We start from the raw sequence: 16,990 nt of genomic DNA on the forward strand, positions 1-16,990 counted from the left end.
CCTTTCGAGCTGATATCAAGTACGACTCGGCGCGAGGGGCGGCGGGAGCAGCCTCGCGGTGACGTCGACGTGTGGTCATTCCGGTTCGAGGGCCACGGCGTACGCGTGGACGAAGAAGGACTCCACCCGCGCCCAGTGCAGGTGGCCGGAGAGGGCGACGTCACCTTCCCGGCCGAGCACGACGTGCAGATGCACCTTCCCGTCCCGGATCGCTGTCTGTCGTGGTCGCACGAGGACGCCTAGCAGATCGCACAGCTCTCCGGGATGTGGTGCACTCTGCGGATGGCTGCCCCACTTCCGCCCGACGTCGACGCCCGGCTCAGCCGGGAGCGGAACGTGTGGCTGTGCACGCTGCGCCCGACGGCTCCCCGCACGTGACGCCGGTCTGGTTCGTCCACGTCGACGGCGTCTGGTGGGTCTGCTGCGAGGCCGGCAGCGTCAAGGCCCGCAACGTGGCGGCGGACCCGCGCGTCTCCCTGGCGCTGGAGGACGGCGACCACCCGGTCGTCGCGGAGGGCGCCGCCCGGCTGCACCACGGCGACTTCCCGCCCGCCGTCGTCCGGGCCTTCGCCGACAAGTACGACGGGTGGGACATCCGGCAGCCGGTCACGCCGGACAGTGGACGGGTGCTGCTGGAGATCCCGGTCCGGCGGTGGCTGCTCGCCGGCACGGCACGCTGACGCCTCAGACCTTCCAGGGCGTCATGTCCAGGTGCGGGTAACGCTGGGCCACGCCGGCGACGGTCCCGGCGGTCCAGTAGGGATGGCCCGGCGGCGGGAAGCCGAACAGTTCGAGCTGCGCCGGGGCGGCCCGGCTCACGAAGCGGTACCAGGCGGGCTCATGGCTCCGCTCGGCCCAGGCGTGCCGGTCGCCCCACGCCACCGCCGCCGGCCGGAAGCACAGGTGCATGGTGTAGCGCGCGCCGCGCGGCGTGGTCATGCCGGTGCCCCGATGGAACGTGCCGGGCTGGAACGCGACCACCGTGCCCGCCGGACCGGCGCCGGACACCTCCGCCTCGTAGAGCCGCGGGCTGCCGGTCGGCGCGACGAAGTCGCCGAACCGCTCGCCCACGTCGGTACGGGGATACCAGTTCGGCTTCGCCGGCAGGTCCCGGGTGTGCCGGGTGGACAGCAGGTGCGGCGGGCCGAGGCCCTCGGGCACGTCGACCAGGTAGACGAACATCTCCACCTGCCGGTGCTCGGGGGCGTCCGTCGGCACCAGCAGCGTGTGGTTCAGGTAGTCGCGGTGCAGCTCCTGGTCGTAGTCGGCCGCCCCGGTGAACTTCGCCCAGGCCTCGGCCGAGGAGACCCGGAGATCGTCGGTACGGAGCAACGCACGCGCCAGACCCACCAGGCGGTCGCCCGTCGCGAGCAGGCTCAGCTCGACGCTGTCGAACGGAAAACCCTGGATGCCGGCGAACTCGTCGCCGAGGTAGCGGTCCCGACGCGGATCCGTCCCGTCGTGGAAGCCCTCCGGCGACGGGAACATGCTCCCCAACTCGCCGAGCGCCGGCGTCAGGTCCACGGTCGGGAGGTAGCCGGGCAGGACGACGAAACCGTCGGTCTCCCACGCGTCCCGGGCGGCGTCGTCGTTCATCCGGGCAGTATTCCGACCGATCCATGCGCGTGCATCTGAATTGCGCACCGGGTCGTGGTAGACCGGTACGAGGGTGCGGACGGACGGGGGAGACCATGGTGGAACCGCGCGCGTTCTGGCTCGACGAGCACTTCGACCGTGAGCACGGCACCGGCGGACGTGGCCGCTACGAGGCCGAGGTGCTCAGGCGTACCGATGAATTCGCCGACACGTGGGGCGACATCGCGCCGGTGGCGTTCGCCGCGACCGCGTGGCGGATCGCCACCGAGCTGTCACCCGGCTACGTACGCTGGCACCGGCGGATCGTGTCCGCGACCTGCGCGCCGAGCCCGTGGGACGGCAGCCTGACCGGTGCCGTCACGGTGATCTCCCGGTGGCCGGCCGAACTCACCTGGACCCGGCAGTGGCAGCGCGACCGGGGCTGGCGGGACTGGCCCCAGTTGTTCGGGCAGTACACGACGCCGACCGAGCGTGACCTGACGCGCAGCCCGCACCTGCGGGCCCTGCTCCAGGTCGACGCGCCCGTCCCGCTCGGCGACCTGCCGCCGGCACCCGACGGGCCGGACGACGCGGTGGCCGCCACGGCGCGGCGCGCGGTCGTGGTGCTGACCCGGGAACTCAACGACCTGCTCGGCCCGATGATCGGTCAACTGGAGGCGGGCGTCCCGGCCGACTCCTGATCGCCCGCCGGTCGCCAGTCCCGCCGGAGCAGCCCGAAGACCCACGAGTCGGAGACCTCGCCGGCCACCACGCAGTCCTCCCGCAGCGTGCCCTCCCGCACGAACCCGAGCTTCGCCAGCACCCGGGCGGACGCCACGTTGCGGGTGTCGGTCTCCGCCTGGACGCGATTCAGGTCCAGCGTGTCGAACGCCCAACCCAGCAGGGCGCGCGCGGCCTCCGTCGCGTACCCCTGGCCCCAGGCCGCGTCGTCGAAGCAGTAGCCCAGCGACGCGCTGCGGTACTCCGGGTTCCACCGGACCAGGCCGCACCAGCCGAGGAACGCCCCGTCGGAGAGCCGGTCCACGGCCGGTCGCGCCCCGGTGCCCTCCTCGGCCATCCGCCGGCACGCGGCGACGAACCGCTCGGCGCGCGCCGGGTCGTGCCACGGCGGCGAGTCCCAGTAGCGCAGGACGCGGGCGCTGCTGTGCAGGGCGAAGAGGTCGCCCGCGTCCGCGTCGCCGAAGGGACGCAGTCGGAGGCGATCGGTGCGCAGGGTGGGGGTGGGCAGCGACATGGTCCCGATGATCCCGCCCGTCGCGGGTCGCCGGTCAACCAGATATCCGGTGCTGGGCTAGCGTGGGGTGGTGGGCGAGTTGCTGGCGGTCGTGCTGGTCGTCGGCTGCCTGGCGGGCGTCCTGGGGCTTCTCGCCTGGCTGGCGGCCCGGGTTCGCCGCCGAGGGGTCGGCGACAACGTGATGGGCCCGTTCGAGGAGATCTGGCATCCGGGCGCTCATCGATTCCGCGCCGAGATCAAGGTGCACGAGGAGCGCGTGGTGCCGCTGCCGTCCGCCGCAGACCCGAAGCGGCGCGGGCGAGGCGGAAGCGTCTCCGGGTAGGGGGAGTGCGCCCGGCAGGATTCGAACCTGCGGCCTTGGGATTAGAAGTCCCCTGCTCTATCCGCTGAGCTACGGGCGCGCGTCGACGGTCGTCGCGCCAAGAGGGTACCGCCGGCTCCGGCCCGGCCGGGGGTACGGGTAGGCGCGCCCACGTCGCCGCCAGCGTCCCACGCCGACGTCGCAACCCGCACCTGTGTTCCGGCGGGTCCCCGGCCGGCGGGCGCATCCCGGTCCGTACCCTCGGCGGATGCTGCTCGACCAGGAAACCGAGAACGAGATCGTCTTCGAGCTGTGCCAGCACCTCGGGCGGTCGATCCTGCCCGTCGCCGGGTCGGAGCGGCCCGGCGCGCCGGCCGGCACGGTGGGCACCGCCTTCTTCTACAGCGAGCTGGTCGGCGCCACCGACGACGGGGAGGTCGCGCACGAGTGGCTGCTCACCGCCGACGCGCTCACCGACCGGCCGTACGGGGAGATTCTGCTCCGGCCCAGCGTCACCGAGCCGGCCGAGGGGGCGGAGGAGCCGATCGAGCTGCCCGGTTTCGCCGACCACTGGCTGCGCCTGCCGGAGCTGGGGGTGGCCGCCATGCCCACCGGCGGGCTGCACGGGCACGCCGACGACCGGGGCTGGCGCTGGCGTACCCAGCAGGTCACCGAGGCGGTGGCCGCGCCGGCCGACGCGGTCGCCCGGGTCGGCGCGGCGCCCGGCTCGGCGTTCGTGCTGGCGCTGGGCGTCGGCGACGACGGGTCGCGCCCGCTGGAGGCGGTGGTCGAGCGGGTCGCCCGGGACGACGTCGACGGGGTTCGGGTCACCGTCGAGCTGCCCGTCGGGTACGTGGGCGCGCCGGTCTTCACGGTGGAGTCCGGTGCGGCGGACGAGCCGGTGCTGCGCTGCCTGGGCCTGCTGCTGCCGGCCCGCGACGGCGGGCACCCGGTCGCCACGTTCGACCGGATCCGGGCGGCGCTCGCCGAGGCACTGGAAGGAGGGGCCCCTTCTTAACGCCTCCGGTAGAGAAGGGGCACCTTCTCACCGCCATCGACGGGTGGATGGCGGGCGGCGGCTCAGCCCTCGGCGCCGGCGGCGGCCCGTGCGTCGGCCGGTTCGTCCGCCGGAGGGCGGGGGGTGGGCGGCGTGGACCCGGGCTCCGGCTCGGTGGGGCCGGCGCGGAGGAAGCCCTCCGCCCACCGCCCGACCTCCGCGAAGACCTTCTCGCGTACGCCGGGACTGGACAGCGTGAGGTCGTGCAGGCCGCCGTCGAAGCGGGCCAGGGTGACGTGCCGGCCGAGCCGGGGCGCCCAGCGCACCATGTGCTCCACGTCGAGCACCGCGTCGGCCCCGGTGGCGCTCTCGTGCCACTTCGCGCCCCGGAAACTGCGGGTGGAACAGGCCAGCAGCACCGGCACCTCGATGGTCAGCCCGGCGCGCAGCCGGCGCTGGCCGGTGCGGATCGCGTTCAGCCAGCCGGCCCGGACCGGGAAGCCGGCGAGCGGCTTCCACGCCAGGTCGTAGCGCCACTCGCCACGGTGGTCGGCGTGCAGGCTCTCGCCGTACACGGTGCCGAGCCCGAACGGCAGGACGCGCTGCGGCGCCCGGCGGCCCAGGCGGGAGACGGCGGCCGCGAGGGGTCGACGGACCACCCAGGGGGCGTTGATGTCGAAGAAGGGACTGTTCAGCACGATGCCGTCGACCAGGCCGGCGTCGCGGCGGGCGTCCGCCCAGAGCGAGATGATCAGGCCGCCGGTCGAGTGGCCCATGGCGAGCAGCGTCTGGTGGCCCTCGTCGGCCCGGATGATCTCCGCGGCGGCGTCCAGCTCGGGGAAGTAGTCGCTCAGGTCGCGGCAGAAGTTCGGGGTCTGGTGCGGGAGCAGGCTACGGCCGTACTTGCGCAGGTCGAGGGCGTAGAAGTCCCAGCCGCGCTCGGCGAAGAAGTCGGCCACATGGGTCTGGAAGAAGTAGTCGACGAAGCCGTGCACGTAGAGCACGGCCCGGCCGGTCGGGCGGTCGGCGCGGCGGCGGACCAGGGTCGCGACGACCGGTCCCTCGTCGTCGGTGCCCAGTTCGATCGTGCGCCGCTCGTAGGGCGCTCCCAGCACGTCCGGTTCCACGACCGCGACGGTACGCCGCGGAGCTACTCGGCGGTAGGGGTGTAAGGCGGGGCCCCCGGTTAACGCATTCGGTAGCGGAGGGGCCCCCGCTTAACACCTGAGCCGGGCGCGGCGCCCCCGCCCGCCGGCACCGTGCGGGCGGGGGCCTGCGGGAACTCAGGCGGTCTCGGCGTCCTGGCGCGGCGCGTCGTCAAGATCGACGGGGGCGGGCTGTTCGCGCAGGTGCTTGTTGCTGCGCGGCTCCTGCCGGGTCTTCGCGTCGTTGAGCTTGCGGCGCAGGTCGTCCCGGACGTCGTTAAGCGCGGCGTGCAGGTCCTCTTCGGTCGAGGTGGTGACGATCTTCTGCCGGCCGGCGACCCAGCACTCCAGGGTCACCTTCTGGCCCCGGGCCTCGCGGTCCTTGACCGACACCTCCAGTTCGGTGGCGTCGGCGTGGAAGCCGGCGAGCCGGGCGTCAAGCGTCGCGAACTGCTCGGCGATCCAGTTGCGGTCGCCCTGGGAGAACCCGGCACCGACCCGCAGGCACTCGCCCACGGTCGCGGGGTTCGCCACGGCGCTCATCGCCCTGCCTCGCGGACGTCTCGGAGAAGCATCGGCGCTCCCTTTCTCTCGGTTGATCAAGTACTTACCCAACCGGCGTGTTTCCGGAACGCCCTCCCGCCGGTCACGTTCCGATCATGTGTCGCCGCAGCTCCGTACCGTAGGGCCCATCGGCCTAGCAGACACGGACCTTGATCAGGGGGTTGTCCACAAGCCGGTGGTTGTCCACAGGGCGTGGGGCGGCGGGATGCATGGGCGGCGTGGTCCGGTCCACGCTCACCCGGACAACCGATCCCTGGGAGGGGCGATGTTCGACACCTACGTCACGATCGTCGGCAACGTGCTGACCGCGCCGGAGTGGCGCCGGACCACGCAGAGCGGCACGCTCGTGGCCAACTTCAAGGTCGCCTCGACCGCGCGCCGGCTCGACCGGGACAGCGGCCGCTGGGTCGACGGCAACAGCCTGCGGGTGCGGGTGAACTGCTGGCGACGCCTCGCCGAGGGGGTGGCCGCCTCGGTGACCCTGGGCGACCCGGTGATCGTCGCCGGCCGCCTCTACACCCGCGACTGGACCGACGAGGCCGGCAACCACCGCACGCTCTACGAGCTGGAGGCGGTCGCGGTCGGGCACGACCTGTCCCGGGGTCGGTCCCGCTTCCTGCGCAACCAGCCGCGCGCGGCCACCAGCTCGGTCGAGGACGCCGAGGCGGAGCAGCGGGTGCACGGCGAGGCGACCGAGCCGGTGCCCGACGAGCAGGCCCCGACCACGATCGACGACCGGCCGTTCGACGACGACTTCCTGCCGGAGTTCGGGGCGGCGAGGGTCGGCCTCACCGGCACGCTCGACCGGGTGCTCGACCTCGACCCGTTCGACGCCCGGCCCGGCCCCGGCGACGGCGCGCGGTCCGGTGGCCCGGCGGGCGGCGACGGCGCGCGGTCGGGTGGCTCGACCGGCGGCGACGACCATCGGCCGGGCGGCCCGGCCGCCGGGACTGGCGTCGGGTTCGCCGAGTCGGAGGCGGGGGAGGACGACGAGCTGGCCGCCGAGGGGACCGACGGGCGGGCCCCGACCGAGGACGACGAGCTGGCCGAGGTCGAGCTGCCGGCCGGCGACGGGCCGGCCGGTGCGGGGCCGGGCGACGTGAGGTCGACCGGCGGCGGGACCACCTCGGGCCGCCGCAGCCGGCGGCGTACCCCGGTGTCCGCCTGAGCGTCCGCGACGCGCCACGGGGGCGCGGGGTGGCGACACCGTCGTCGCCACCCCGCGTCGGCGCGGGTCCGGCCTACCCCCGCCGGCGGGCCGGGGCGGCGGCGTCGGCGCGACCGCCGCGGCGCCCGGGCCGGCGGCGGCACCTGACGGCCCGCGTCGAACCAGCGGGTACGGCTAGGCTGGCCGGCCGGAGGTGGTGACGGGTGCGGCAGGCGACCGCCATGGCGAACGCGACCGGGCTGGTGGCGGGTTACGCGCTCGACGCGCTGCTCGGCGACCCGCGCAGGTGGCATCCGGTGGCCGGCTTCGGCCGCGCGGCGGGTGCCCTGGAGCGGCGGCTCTACCGCCCCCGGCGGGCGGCCGGCACGGCGTTCACCGCGCTGGCGGTCGGCGCACCGGTGCTGCTGGGTGCCGCCGCCGCGCTCGCCACCCGGCGTCACCCGGCGGCCCGGGTCGCGCTGGTGGCCGCCGGCACCTGGACGGTGCTGGGCGGGCGCACGCTGCGGCACGAGTCGCGGGTGATGGGACGGGCGCTGCGGCGCGCCGACCTGCCCGCCGCCCGGGCCCGCCTCGGGCACCTGTGCGGGCGGGACCCGTCCGCCCTCGACGAGCCGGAGCTGGCTCGCGCCACCGTCGAGTCGGTCGCCGAGAACACCTCCGACGCGGTGGTCGCGCCGCTGGTGTGGGGGGCGGTCGCGGGGCTGCCGGGCCTGCTCGGCTACCGGGCGGCGAACACGCTCGACGCGATGGTCGGGCACCGCTCACCCCGGTACGCGCGCTTCGGCACCCCGGCCGCGCGGCTGGACGACCTGCTCAACCTGGTGCCGTCCCGGTTGACCGGGCTGCTCACCGTGGCCGTCGCGCCGGTGGCGCACGGGGACCGCGCCACCGCCTGGCACGTCTGGCGGCGCGACCGGGCCGACCATCCGAGCCCGAACGCGGGGCAGTGCGAGGCGGCGATGGCGGGTGCGCTCGGCGTCCGGCTGGGCGGGCGCAACGTGTACTTCGGCCGGTCCGAGACGCGGCCGTTCCTCGGCGACGGCCCCCGGCCGGAGGCGCGGCACCTCAAGCGGGCGGCGCGGGTCTCCGGCACGGTGGGCCTGGCCGCGCTCGGGCTGGCCGCGCTCTACCCGGTGACCGTGGGCCGCCTGGCCGGCGCCACCGGCCGCGCCGCGCTGCGCGCGCTCACCGGCACCGCACGCCGCGCGGCAGTCGACGCCTCCGGGCGCGGGCCGGGCGGCACCGCGGGAAGCGGCGTGCTCGTGGGGCGCGGCCTGCTCGCGGGGCGTGGCGGGCGTGGCGTGCTCGTGGGGCGTGGCGGGCGTGGCGTGCTCGTGGGGCGCGGCGGGCGGGGAGCGGACGGTGAGCGGCGGGCTGCTGGTCGCCGGCACCACCTCCGACGCCGGCAAGAGCGTGCTCACCGCCGGCATCTGCCGGTGGCTGCGTCGCCAGGGGGTCCGGGTGGCCCCGTTCAAGGCGCAGAACATGAGCAACAACTCGGCCGTGGTGGTCGGCCCGGACGGCCGGGGCGGGGAGCTGGGCCGGGCCCAGGCCATGCAGGCCGCCGCCGCCGGGCTCGCGCCGGACCTGCGGTTCAACCCGGTGCTGCTCAAGCCGGGCAGCGATCACGCCAGCCAGGTCGTGCTGCTCGGCGAGGCGGTCGACACGGTCACCGCCGGCAACTTCCACACGCTGCGGCCCCGGCTGGCCGCGACCGCGTACGCGGCGCTCGCCGAGCTGCGGACCGAGTACGACGTGGTGGTCTGCGAGGGCGCGGGCAGCCCGGCGGAGATCAACCTGCGGGCCGGTGACTACGTCAACATGGGCCTGGCCCGGCAGGCCGCCCTGCCCACGATCGTGGTCGGCGACATCGACCGGGGCGGCGTGTTCGCGTCGATGTTCGGCACCGTGGCGCTGCTGGACGCGGCCGACCAGGCGCTGGTCGCCGGCTTCGTGATCAACAAGTTCCGCGGCGACCTGGGGCTGCTCCGGCCCGGCCTGGACATGCTGCGCCAGGTCACCGGCCGGCCCACCTACGGCGTGCTGCCGTGGGCTCTGGACCTGTGGCTGGACGCGGAGGACTCGCTCGCGTACGGGCGGGTGCTCGGCCGGCCGGCATCGCCACGCGGCACCGACTGGCTGGACGTGGCCGTGGTCCGGCTGCCCCGGATCAGCAACGCCACCGACGTGGAGGCGCTCGCCACCGAGCCGGGGGTGCGGGTGCGGCTGACCGTCGAGCCGGCCGAGCTGGCCGCCGCCGACCTGGTGGTGCTGCCCGGCTCCAAGTCGACCGTCGCCGACCTGGCCTGGCTGCGGGAGACCGGGCTGGCCGACGCGGTGCGGGCGCACGCCGCCGCCGGTCGTCCGCTGCTCGGCATCTGCGGCGGGTTCCAGATGCTCGGCCGGGTCATCCACGATCGGGTGGAGAGCCGGCGGGGCAGCGTGCCCGGCCTCGGGCTGCTGCCCGTCGAGATCACCTTCGACCCGCGCAAGACGGTCCGCCGGGCCGAGGGCTTCGCCGCCGGGGACGTGCCGGTGCACGGGTACGAGATCCACCATGGTCGGGTCTCCGCCGCCGACCCGGGGCTGCCGCCGCTGCTGCGCCACGCCGACGGCGCCGGCGAGGGCGCCCGGCTCGGTGCGGTTCACGGCACCCACTGGCACGGGGCGTTCGAGTCCGACGCGTTCCGCCGCCGGTTCCTCACCGAGGTCGCCGAGGCGGCCGGCCGGACCGGCTTCAAGGTCGCGCCGGACACGTCGTTCGCGGCGGCCCGGGAACGGACGCTGGACCTGCTCGGCGACCTGGTGGAGGAGCACCTGGACACCGCCGCGCTGTGGCGGTTGATCGAGGACGGCGCGCCGCCGGGCCTGCCGTTCGTGCCGCCCGGCGCGCCCGGCTGACCGCCGGGCACGGCGTGACCGGATCGGTCCGGTGGCGCGGCTGGCTGGACGGCAGCACCCGGGGCGGTCCGGCGGCACCCGGGCGGGACGGGTCAGTGGCGCACGTCGGCGGGCCGGTCGGACATCGGCAGCCCGGCCTCCCGCCAGCCCTGCACGCCACCGATCATGTCGGTGGCCTGGCGCAGGCCGAGCGTCTGGAGACTGGCGGCGGCCAGGCTGGAGCTGTAGCCCTGCCGGCACGCCACCACGATCTCGCGGTCGTAGCCGATCGCCTCCGGGATGCGCCACTCGCTGGCCGGGTCGAGCCGCCACTCCAGCACGGTGCGGTCGATGACGATCGCGCCGGGCAGCTCACCCTCCTCGCGACGCTGCGACTCGGTGCGCGTGTCGATCAGCAGGGCGCCGTTACGGACCGCTTCGACGGTCTCGTGCGGGGTGAGCCGGCGGAGACCGGCGCGGGCCTGTTCCAGGAGGGCGTCGACGCCCGGACACATCACGTCATGGAGCACCCCCAGATCATGCCCGTGGCATCCCCACACCGCCTGGCGAAACGGCCCGGCCAGGTCGCAGGATCCAGCGGACGGGGGAACGTTAGCGTCGGTCGGGTGAACGTTGCGGTGGTCGAGGCGTACGCCGGACTGGTCCGGCGGGTGCTGGCCGGGCCGGCGCGGTTGGGGCGTACCCGGCTGGTGGCGGTCGACGGGCCGAGCGGCGCGGGCAAGAGCGTGTTCGCGACGCGCCTCGCGGACGCGTTCGCGGCGACCACGGGCGGCGACCGGCCGCCGCTGGTCCGCACCGACGACCTGCTCGACGGCTGGGACGACCAGCTCACGTTCTGGGCACGGCTGGAGGAGTGGGTGCTCGGGCCGGTGCGGGCCGGCCGGCCGGGCGGCTACCGCCGGTACAGCTGGGTCCGCCGGCGTTTCCTGGACCGGGTGGTGCCGGTGCCGGTGGCGCCGGTGCTGATCGTCGAGGGGGTGAGCGCCGCGCGCGCCGCCGTACGCCCCGAGCTGACGCTCTCGGTGCTGGTCACCGCGCCGGCCGAGCTGCGGCTGTCCCGGGCGCTGGCCCGCGACGGCGCGCAGGTCCTGCCTGAGTTGCGCCGCTGGCACGCCGGGGAGCGGGCGCACTTCGCCGCCGACCGCACCCCGGCGGCGGTGGACCTGGTCGTGGACGGCGCCCCGGACCTGCCGCACGATCCGGACCGCTACTTCGTGCGGCTCGGGCGGGGTCCGGGCTCGGACGTCGCGGCCGGGTAAGGCCGGCATACGATTCCGGTCATGACCACTCCGATCATGTCCGAGTCCGAGGTGCGGGCCGCCGTCGAGCGGGAACTGCCCGGTGTCCGTGCCGACCTGGAACGACTCGTCCGCATCCCGGGCATCGCCTTCGAGGGCTTCGACCACTCGCACGTGGAGCGTTCCGCCGAGGCGGTGGCGGAGCTGCTGCGCGGCTGCGGCCTGGACACCCGGATCGTCCGCTCCGGCGGCCAGCCGGCGGTGATCGGGACGAAGGCGGCCCCGGACGGCGCGCCCACCGTGCTGCTCTACGCCCACCACGACGTGCAGCCGGTCGGCGACCTCGCGCTCTGGGAGTCGGACCCGTTCGAGCCGGTGGAGCGCGACGGTCGCCTCTACGGCCGGGGCGCGGCCGACGACAAGGCCGGCATCATGGCGCACGTCGCCGCGCTGCGCGCGTTCGGCGACCGGCTCCCGGTCGGCGTGGTGCTCTTCGTCGAGGGCGAGGAGGAGTACGGCTCGGACTCGCTGGAGCGGCTGCTCGCCGAGCACCGCGACGACCTGGCGTCGGACGTCATCGTGATCGCCGACTCCACCAACTGGGACGTCGGCGTGCCGGCGCTGACCACCTCGCTGCGCGGCATCGTGAACTGCTTCGTGGAGGTCCGCACGCTCGACCACGCGGTGCACAGCGGCATGTTCGGCGGCGCCGTGCCGGACGCGCTCACCGCGCTGGTGAAGCTGCTCGGCACGCTGCACGACGACGCCGGTGACGTCGCGGTGGACGGGTTGGCCACCCGGGAGGGCGCGAGCGTCGACTACCCGGAGGACCGGTTCCGCGCGGAGGCCGGCCTGGTCGACGGCGCGCGGCTGTTCGGCACCGGCCGGATCACCGACCGGCTCTGGACGAAGCCGGCGCTGGCGATCCTGGGCGTCGACGCGCCGACCACCGGGGAGGCGCCGAACGCGCTGGTCCCGGCCGCGAAGGCGAAGCTGAGCGTACGGCTGGCGCCGGGCGACGACCCGAAGAAGGCGTACGCGGCGCTGACCGCGCACCTGGAGCGGAACGCGCCGTGGGGCGCGCAGGTGACGGTGACGTTCGAGCACGACGGCGCGCCCTGCGTGATCGACGCGAGCGGGCCGATGTTCGACGCGGCGCGGGCGGCGTTCCGGGGCGCCTGGGACGGCACCGACCCGGTCGACATCGGGGTGGGCGGTTCGATCCCGTTCATCGCCACGTTCCAGGAGATGTTCCCGGCCGCGGCGATCCTGGTGACCGGCGTGGAGGACCCGCACGCCCGGGCGCACGGGCCGAACGAGAGCCTGCACCTGGGCGAGTTCGCCCGGGTCTGCCTGGCCGAGGCGCTGCTGCTGGCGAAGGTGGCCGAGGCGGGCCGCTCCTGACCGGGGGCGGACGTCGGGCGACGCGCGCCGTCGTCACGGTGGGTGACGCTGGCGGTGAGGCGACGAGGTGGAGAGCGATGTACCCGACGGTCATAATTATGGGTCTTGTGACGTGTTTGTGGGTGGTTGGGCGCGTCGTTGATGGGGCACGCCGTTGTCCTGCCTAGGTTCTGGCTTGTCGAAGGTCAGAACTAGTGGGCGGGGCAACGGCGTGCGTTCGGTAAGGGTATGGGCTCGGTTGTTCGGGGTCGAGCAGGCGGTGCTCGAGGGTGTCGAGTTCGATGCGGTCGAGTCGGTGGTGGTGGCTCGGGTGCGGGTGCGGCGGGGTGCTCGGCATCGGTGTCCGCATTGTCGTCGTCGGTGTGCGGGGTATGACGCGGGTGTTCGGCGGCGGTGGCGGGCGTTGGATCTGGGGACGGTGCGGGCGGTGATCGAGGCCGATGCGCCGCGGGTGTCGTGTCGGGTGCATGGGGTGATCGTCGCGGCGGTGCCGTGGGCGCGTCATGGGGCGGGGCATACCCGGGCGTTCGATCAGGTGGTGGCGTGGTTGGCGGTGCACGCGGCGAAGTCGGTGGTGTCGCGGTTGATGCGGATCAGTTGGCGCACGGTGGGGGCGATCGTGGCGCGGGTGTGGGCTGACACCGGCGACGCGGTGGATCGCCTCGACGGGTTGCGTCGCATTGGTATCGACGAGGTCAGCTATAAGAAGGGCCACCGGTATCTGAGCGTGGTGGTCGACCACGACACCGGTCGACTGGTGTGGGCCGCTGCGGGCAAGAGCGCGGCCACGCTGCACGCGTTCTTCGACCTGCTCGGTCCCGAGCGGGCCGCCGCGATCACTCACGTGTCGGCCGACGGCGCGGACTGGATCACGACCGTGGTGCGGCGTCGTTGCCCGAACGCGGTGCGCTGCGCCGACCCGTTTCACGTCGTGGCGTGGGCCAGCGACGCCGTCGACCGGGTCCGCCGACAGGTATGGAACGCCGCGACCGGTCGGGGAGCAGGCCGCCGCGGGGTGGCCGTCGGCGAAGCGCGGCTGGTGAAGAACACCCGCTGGGCGCTATGGAAGAACCCGAACAACCTCACCGACGCCCAGCGGGCCACCCTCGCCTGGATCGCCAAGACCCACCCCCGCCTGCACCGAGCCTGGGCCCTCAAAGAAGGCCTGCGCTACGTGTTCACCCTGGCCAAAACCAGCCCACCAGCCGCGGTCGAAGCCCTCGACCGTTGGGTCGAATGGGCCCGCCGCAGCCGCATCGACATCTTCGTCGACCTACAACGCCGCGTCACGCGTCACCGCGACGCGATCATCGCCTCCATCACCCACGGCCTGTCCAACGGCCGCATCGAGTCCGTCAACGCCAAGATCCGCCTGATCACCCGGATGGCCTTCGGCTTCCACTCACCCGACGCCCTCATCGCCCTGGCCATGCTCAACCTCGGCGGCCACCAACCCCAACTCCCCAACCGGTGACCCACACATCCATCACAAGACCCATAATTATGCCTCTGCGGTATGTCGCTCCCGGTCGGCGTCTCTGTCCGGTCCCGACACGCCGCGTGTCGAAACCGTAACTTCGAGATGGATGTCGCGGTTTGTGGCGTGTCGACCAGTCAGGTGTTATAGCCTTTCGAACATGCGTACGAACGACGAGATGGCGCGGCTCCAGGCCGCTGTCCGTGCTCTGGGGGACGTCGACGTCTCCGCGTGGCCCGAGGCCACGCTCAAGGAACAGCTCGGTGAGCTCTCGGCCACGCTGGTCACGCTCGACGCGCTGCTCACCCGGGTCGCCGAGGGGGTGCGCGGGCGCGGCCTGCGGGTCGAGGAGCCGGTCTCGGCCTGATCTTCGGGGCGCCGCAAGCGGCCCGGCGCGCGAGGCCCGGCGACCGGCACGACGGGCCTCGCGCGTCCGGGCGTCCGGCGATCCGGCGCACCCGAAACGGTGCGCCGGGCCGCCGGAACCGCCTCGATGTCACCGCCGGCTGGCAGGATGTGGACGTGCGTTTCGCGGAGCTGGCGGCCACCTCGGCCGCGGTGGGGGCCACCGGCGGCCGGCGGGCCAAGGTGGAGTTGCTGGCCGCCGCGCTGCGCGCGCTCGACCCCGGCGAGATCCCGGCCGGCGCCGGTTACCTCGCCGGTGAGCTGCGGCAGCGGCAGACCGGCGTCGGCTGGGCGGGCCTGCGTGACCTGCCGCCACCGGCGGCCGAGCCGACCCTGACCGTGGCCGCCGTCGACGCGCGGATCGAGGAGATCTCCCGGGTCGGCGGCGCCGGCTCCCAGGCCCGGCGGCGGGAGCTGGTCGGTCGGCTGTTCGCCGCGGCCACCGCCGACGAGCAGCGCCTGCTGGTCGGCCTGTTCCGCGGCGAGCTGCGCCAGGGCGCCCAGTCCGGCCTGCTGGCCGAGGCGGTGGCCCGGGCCGCCGACGTGCCGGTGACGGCCGTCCGGCGGGCCCTGCTGCTCGCCGGGGACCTGCGGGCGGTGGCCGTCGCGGCGCTCACCGGCGGTGCCGCCGCGCTGGCCGGCTTCGGGCTCCAGGTGGGCCGTCCGCTCGCGCCGATGCTCGCGCAGAGCGCGCCGACGGTCGACGAGGCGCTGACCGCCACCGGCGTCCCGGCCGTGGTCGACGTCAAGCTCGACGGCATCCGCATCCAGGTGCACCGCTCCGGGGCGGACGTCGCGGTCTTCACCCGCAGCCTCGACGAGATCACCGGCCGGCTGCCCGAGGTGGTGGCCGCCGTCCGCGCGTTGCCCGCCCGTGAGCTGGTGCTCGACGGCGAGGCGATCGGGCTGGACGCGACCGGCCGGCCGTTGCCGTTCCAGCAGACGTCGAGCCACGCGGCGCGGCGCACCACGGCCAGCACCACCGGCCGCACCCCGGTCGCGCCCGCCGTGCTGGCCGCCGCCGAGCGGGCCGGCGAGCCGGTGCTCACGCCGTACTTCTTCGACCTGCTGCACCTCGACGGCACCGACCTGATCGATCTGCCCGGGCGGGAGCGGTGGGCGACGCTCGCCCGCGCGGTCGACCCGGCGCTGCTGGTCGGCCGGGTGGAGGTGGACGACCCGGTGCAGGCCGGCGCGGCGTTCGCCGCGGCGGTCGACGCCGGCCAGGAGGGGGTGGTGGTCAAGGACCCGGCCGCGCCCTACGACGCCGGGCGGCGCGGCGCGGCCTGGGTCAAGGTCAAGCCCCGGCACACGCTCGACCTGGTGGTGCTCGCGGTCGAGTGGGGCAGCGGCCGGCGTCAGGGCTGGTTGTCCAACCTGCACCTGGGCGCCCGCGACCCGGGCAGCGGCGAGTTCGTCATGCTCGGCAAGACGTTCAAGGGGCTCACCGACGAGACGCTGCGCTGGCAGACCGAGCGCTTCCTGTCGCTGGCCGTGGAGAAGGGCGACTGGGTGGTGCGGGTCCGCCCCGAGCAGGTGGTCGAGATCGCCTTCGACGGGGTGCAGACGAGCAGCCGCTACCCGGGCGGGATGGCGTTGCGCTTCGCCCGGGTGGTGCGCTACCGCGACGACAAGACCGCCGCCGAGGCGGACACGATCGACGCGGTCCGGGCGATCCACGCCGGCCGGGTCACCGGCTGAGCCCGGCCCGGGCTCAGGGGGCGGCGGGGCCGGTGGCGGCCGGCTCGGCGGCCCGGTCCACCGGCACGCGCGGGCCGTCCAGGCCGGCGCGTCGGCGGGCCTCCCGGCGCGCCACCCAGCCGTAACCGACCAGGCTCATCACCGCGAAGATCCACCACTGCCACACGTAGCCGAAGTTCTGCCAGTTGTTGGTGTGCCCGATCGGCACCGCCCGGAAGACCGGGTCGGCGGCCGGCGTCTGCCCGTCCAGCAGCACGTAGCCGCCGGTCACCGGATAGGGGAGCTGCTTCGCCAGGCGGGAGATGTCGATCCGCCGGGCCTCCAGCTTGCCGTCGCGGCGGGCGACCGCGCCGCCGCCGCTCTCGCTGCCGACCACCCGGCCGGTGACGGTCACCTCGCCGGTCGGCGCCGCCGGCACCGACGGCTGGACGGTCGCGCCGCCGCCCGGGACCGGCGGGATCCAGCCGCGGTCGACGAGCACCGCGCTGCCGTCGGCCAGCACCAGCGGGGTGAGCACCTCGAAGCCGACCGTGCTGTCCACGGTCCGGCCGCGGATCAGGACGTCGTTCGCGCTGTCGTAGCGGCCGGTGGCGGTGACCCGGCTCCAGGTGAGCCGCTCGGCCGGGGCCGGGCCGACGCTGACGGCGGGGCCGGTCGGCGCGGGCAGGGCGTCCCGCAGCGGCGCGGGGGTCATCGTCGCGCCGGCGTCGATCCGTTCGTTGATCGCCGTCCGGCCGTGGTAGCGGTCGAGCTGCCAGTTGCCCAGGAACACCATCACCGCAGCGGCCACCAGGGTCAGCGCGAGGTAGCCGAGCCAGCGCGGGGTCAGCAGGAACCGGTACACGTTGGCAAAGGCTAC

16 protein-coding genes, 1 tRNA gene and 2 pseudogenes are annotated in these 16,990 nt (G+C 74.8%); 12 read left to right on the forward strand and 7 right to left on the reverse strand.

Annotation, left to right across the window (positions count from 1 at the left end; translation table 11 throughout):
* The first annotated feature begins 338 nt into the window (after positions 1-338).
* Positions 339-680, forward strand: coding sequence for a pyridoxamine 5'-phosphate oxidase family protein (locus H1D33_RS00240; RefSeq protein ID WP_246411772.1), 342 nt, complete (start codon positions 339-341; stop codon positions 678-680).
* Positions 681-684: 4 nt separating this feature from the next.
* Here the strand turns inward: H1D33_RS00240 and H1D33_RS00245 are convergent, their stop codons facing one another.
* Entirely contained in the window at positions 685-1,596 is a 912-nt protein-coding gene (locus tag H1D33_RS00245) for a phytanoyl-CoA dioxygenase family protein (protein ID WP_181569931.1), read from the reverse strand.
* A 95-nt stretch (positions 1,597-1,691) separates the two neighbouring features.
* Here H1D33_RS00245 and H1D33_RS00250 point away from each other — a divergent pair, with 95 nt between their 5' ends.
* Complete coding sequence (locus H1D33_RS00250) at positions 1,692-2,276, forward strand: hypothetical protein (protein ID WP_181569930.1); 585 nt, start codon at positions 1,692-1,694, stop codon at positions 2,274-2,276.
* On the opposite strand, the gene H1D33_RS00255 is transcribed toward H1D33_RS00250, so the two are convergent.
* Entirely contained in the window at positions 2,243-2,830 is a 588-nt protein-coding gene (locus H1D33_RS00255; protein ID WP_181569929.1) for a GNAT family N-acetyltransferase, read from the reverse strand. The genes H1D33_RS00250 and H1D33_RS00255 overlap by 34 nt on opposite strands.
* A 70-nt stretch (positions 2,831-2,900) precedes the next feature.
* On the opposite strand from H1D33_RS00255, the gene H1D33_RS00260 reads away from it, so the two are divergent.
* A complete protein-coding gene (locus H1D33_RS00260; protein WP_246411770.1) occupies positions 2,901-3,152 on the forward strand; it encodes a hypothetical protein in 252 nt (83 codons plus the stop codon).
* 6 nt (positions 3,153-3,158) lie between these two features.
* Here the strand turns inward: H1D33_RS00260 and H1D33_RS00265 are convergent.
* Positions 3,159-3,231, reverse strand: a tRNA-Arg gene (locus H1D33_RS00265).
* Between the two features lie 168 nt (positions 3,232-3,399).
* Here H1D33_RS00265 and H1D33_RS00270 point away from each other — a divergent pair.
* Positions 3,400-4,149: a hypothetical protein gene (locus H1D33_RS00270; protein WP_181569928.1), complete on the forward strand. Its 750-nt coding sequence runs from the start codon at positions 3,400-3,402 to the stop codon at positions 4,147-4,149.
* 62 nt (positions 4,150-4,211) lie between these two features.
* Here the strand turns inward: H1D33_RS00270 and H1D33_RS00275 are convergent, their stop codons facing one another.
* Positions 4,212-5,255, reverse strand: a complete 1,044-nt coding sequence (locus tag H1D33_RS00275; protein ID WP_181569927.1) for an alpha/beta hydrolase — start codon at positions 5,253-5,255, stop codon at positions 4,212-4,214.
* Positions 5,256-5,411: 156 nt separating this feature from the next.
* Positions 5,412-5,816, reverse strand: a complete 405-nt coding sequence (locus tag H1D33_RS00280; protein ID WP_181569926.1) for an HPF/RaiA family ribosome-associated protein — start codon at positions 5,814-5,816, stop codon at positions 5,412-5,414.
* Between the two features lie 286 nt (positions 5,817-6,102).
* On the opposite strand from H1D33_RS00280, the gene ssb reads away from it, so the two are divergent.
* The 3 genes and pseudogenes from ssb (at position 6,103) to H1D33_RS00295 (ending at position 9,906) form a co-directional block, all read left to right on the forward strand.
* Positions 6,103-7,005: a single-stranded DNA-binding protein gene (gene ssb / locus H1D33_RS00285; protein ID WP_181569925.1), complete on the forward strand. Its 903-nt coding sequence runs from the start codon at positions 6,103-6,105 to the stop codon at positions 7,003-7,005.
* Between the two features lie 203 nt (positions 7,006-7,208).
* Positions 7,209-8,207 (forward strand): annotated as a pseudogene (locus H1D33_RS00290) (cobalamin biosynthesis protein); the annotation flags it as partial.
* 160 nt (positions 8,208-8,367) lie between these two features.
* On the forward strand, positions 8,368-9,906 hold the full coding sequence (locus tag H1D33_RS00295) for a cobyric acid synthase (RefSeq protein ID WP_181569924.1): 1,539 nt from the start codon (positions 8,368-8,370) through the stop codon (positions 9,904-9,906).
* 92 nt (positions 9,907-9,998) lie between these two features.
* Here the strand turns inward: H1D33_RS00295 and H1D33_RS00300 are convergent, their stop codons facing one another.
* Complete coding sequence (locus tag H1D33_RS00300) at positions 9,999-10,400, reverse strand: rhodanese-like domain-containing protein (protein ID WP_181572524.1); 402 nt, start codon at positions 10,398-10,400, stop codon at positions 9,999-10,001.
* A 111-nt stretch (positions 10,401-10,511) separates the two neighbouring features.
* On the opposite strand from H1D33_RS00300, the pseudogene H1D33_RS00305 reads away from it, so the two are divergent.
* The 5 genes and pseudogenes from H1D33_RS00305 to H1D33_RS00325 form a co-directional block, all read left to right on the forward strand.
* A pseudogene (locus tag H1D33_RS00305) lies at positions 10,512-11,212 on the forward strand (uridine kinase family protein); the annotation flags it as partial.
* Positions 11,202-12,548, forward strand: a complete 1,347-nt coding sequence (locus tag H1D33_RS00310; protein ID WP_181572523.1) for a dipeptidase — start codon at positions 11,202-11,204, stop codon at positions 12,546-12,548. The pseudogene H1D33_RS00305 and the gene H1D33_RS00310, both read left to right, overlap by 11 nt.
* Before the next feature lie 211 nt (positions 12,549-12,759).
* Positions 12,760-14,022 carry an ISL3 family transposase gene (locus H1D33_RS00315; RefSeq protein WP_181572522.1) on the forward strand — a complete coding sequence of 421 codons (1,263 nt, stop codon included), beginning with the start codon at positions 12,760-12,762 and terminating at the stop codon, positions 14,020-14,022.
* Positions 14,023-14,185: 163 nt separating this feature from the next.
* Positions 14,186-14,392 (forward strand): hypothetical protein, encoded by a 207-nt coding sequence (locus H1D33_RS00320; RefSeq protein ID WP_091069481.1) that lies wholly within the window; start codon positions 14,186-14,188, stop codon positions 14,390-14,392.
* A 155-nt stretch (positions 14,393-14,547) separates the two neighbouring features.
* Positions 14,548-16,131, forward strand: coding sequence for an ATP-dependent DNA ligase (locus H1D33_RS00325; protein WP_181569922.1), 1,584 nt, complete (start codon positions 14,548-14,550; stop codon positions 16,129-16,131).
* Positions 16,132-16,144: 13 nt separating this feature from the next.
* Here H1D33_RS00325 and H1D33_RS00330 read toward each other — a convergent pair whose 3' ends face one another.
* Positions 16,145-16,975 carry an SURF1 family cytochrome oxidase biogenesis protein gene (locus H1D33_RS00330; RefSeq protein ID WP_181569921.1) on the reverse strand — a complete coding sequence of 277 codons (831 nt, stop codon included), beginning with the start codon at positions 16,973-16,975 and terminating at the stop codon, positions 16,145-16,147.
* Positions 16,976-16,990: the final 15 nt, after the last annotated feature.

This window comes from Micromonospora ferruginea (assembly GCF_013694245.2).
GTDB classification, from domain to species: Bacteria; Actinomycetota; Actinomycetes; order Mycobacteriales; family Micromonosporaceae; genus Micromonospora; species Micromonospora robiginosa.

Coding starts and splice junctions, on each gene's coding strand:
- H1D33_RS00245 (WP_181569931.1), bottom strand. CDS start 1,596: ATGAACGACGACGCCGCCCGGGACGCGTGGGAGACCGACGGTTTCGTC.
- H1D33_RS00250 (WP_181569930.1), top strand. CDS start 1,692: ATGGTGGAACCGCGCGCGTTCTGGCTCGACGAGCACTTCGACCGTGAG.
- H1D33_RS00255 (WP_181569929.1), bottom strand. CDS start 2,830: ATGTCGCTGCCCACCCCCACCCTGCGCACCGATCGCCTCCGACTGCGT.
- H1D33_RS00270 (WP_181569928.1), top strand. CDS start 3,400: ATGCTGCTCGACCAGGAAACCGAGAACGAGATCGTCTTCGAGCTGTGC.
- H1D33_RS00280 (WP_181569926.1), bottom strand. CDS start 5,816: ATGAGCGCCGTGGCGAACCCCGCGACCGTGGGCGAGTGCCTGCGGGTC.
- ssb (WP_181569925.1), top strand. CDS start 6,103: ATGTTCGACACCTACGTCACGATCGTCGGCAACGTGCTGACCGCGCCG.
- H1D33_RS00300 (WP_181572524.1), bottom strand. CDS start 10,400: ATGTGTCCGGGCGTCGACGCCCTCCTGGAACAGGCCCGCGCCGGTCTC.
- H1D33_RS00310 (WP_181572523.1), top strand. CDS start 11,202: ATGTCCGAGTCCGAGGTGCGGGCCGCCGTCGAGCGGGAACTGCCCGGT.
- H1D33_RS00320 (WP_091069481.1), top strand. CDS start 14,186: ATGCGTACGAACGACGAGATGGCGCGGCTCCAGGCCGCTGTCCGTGCT.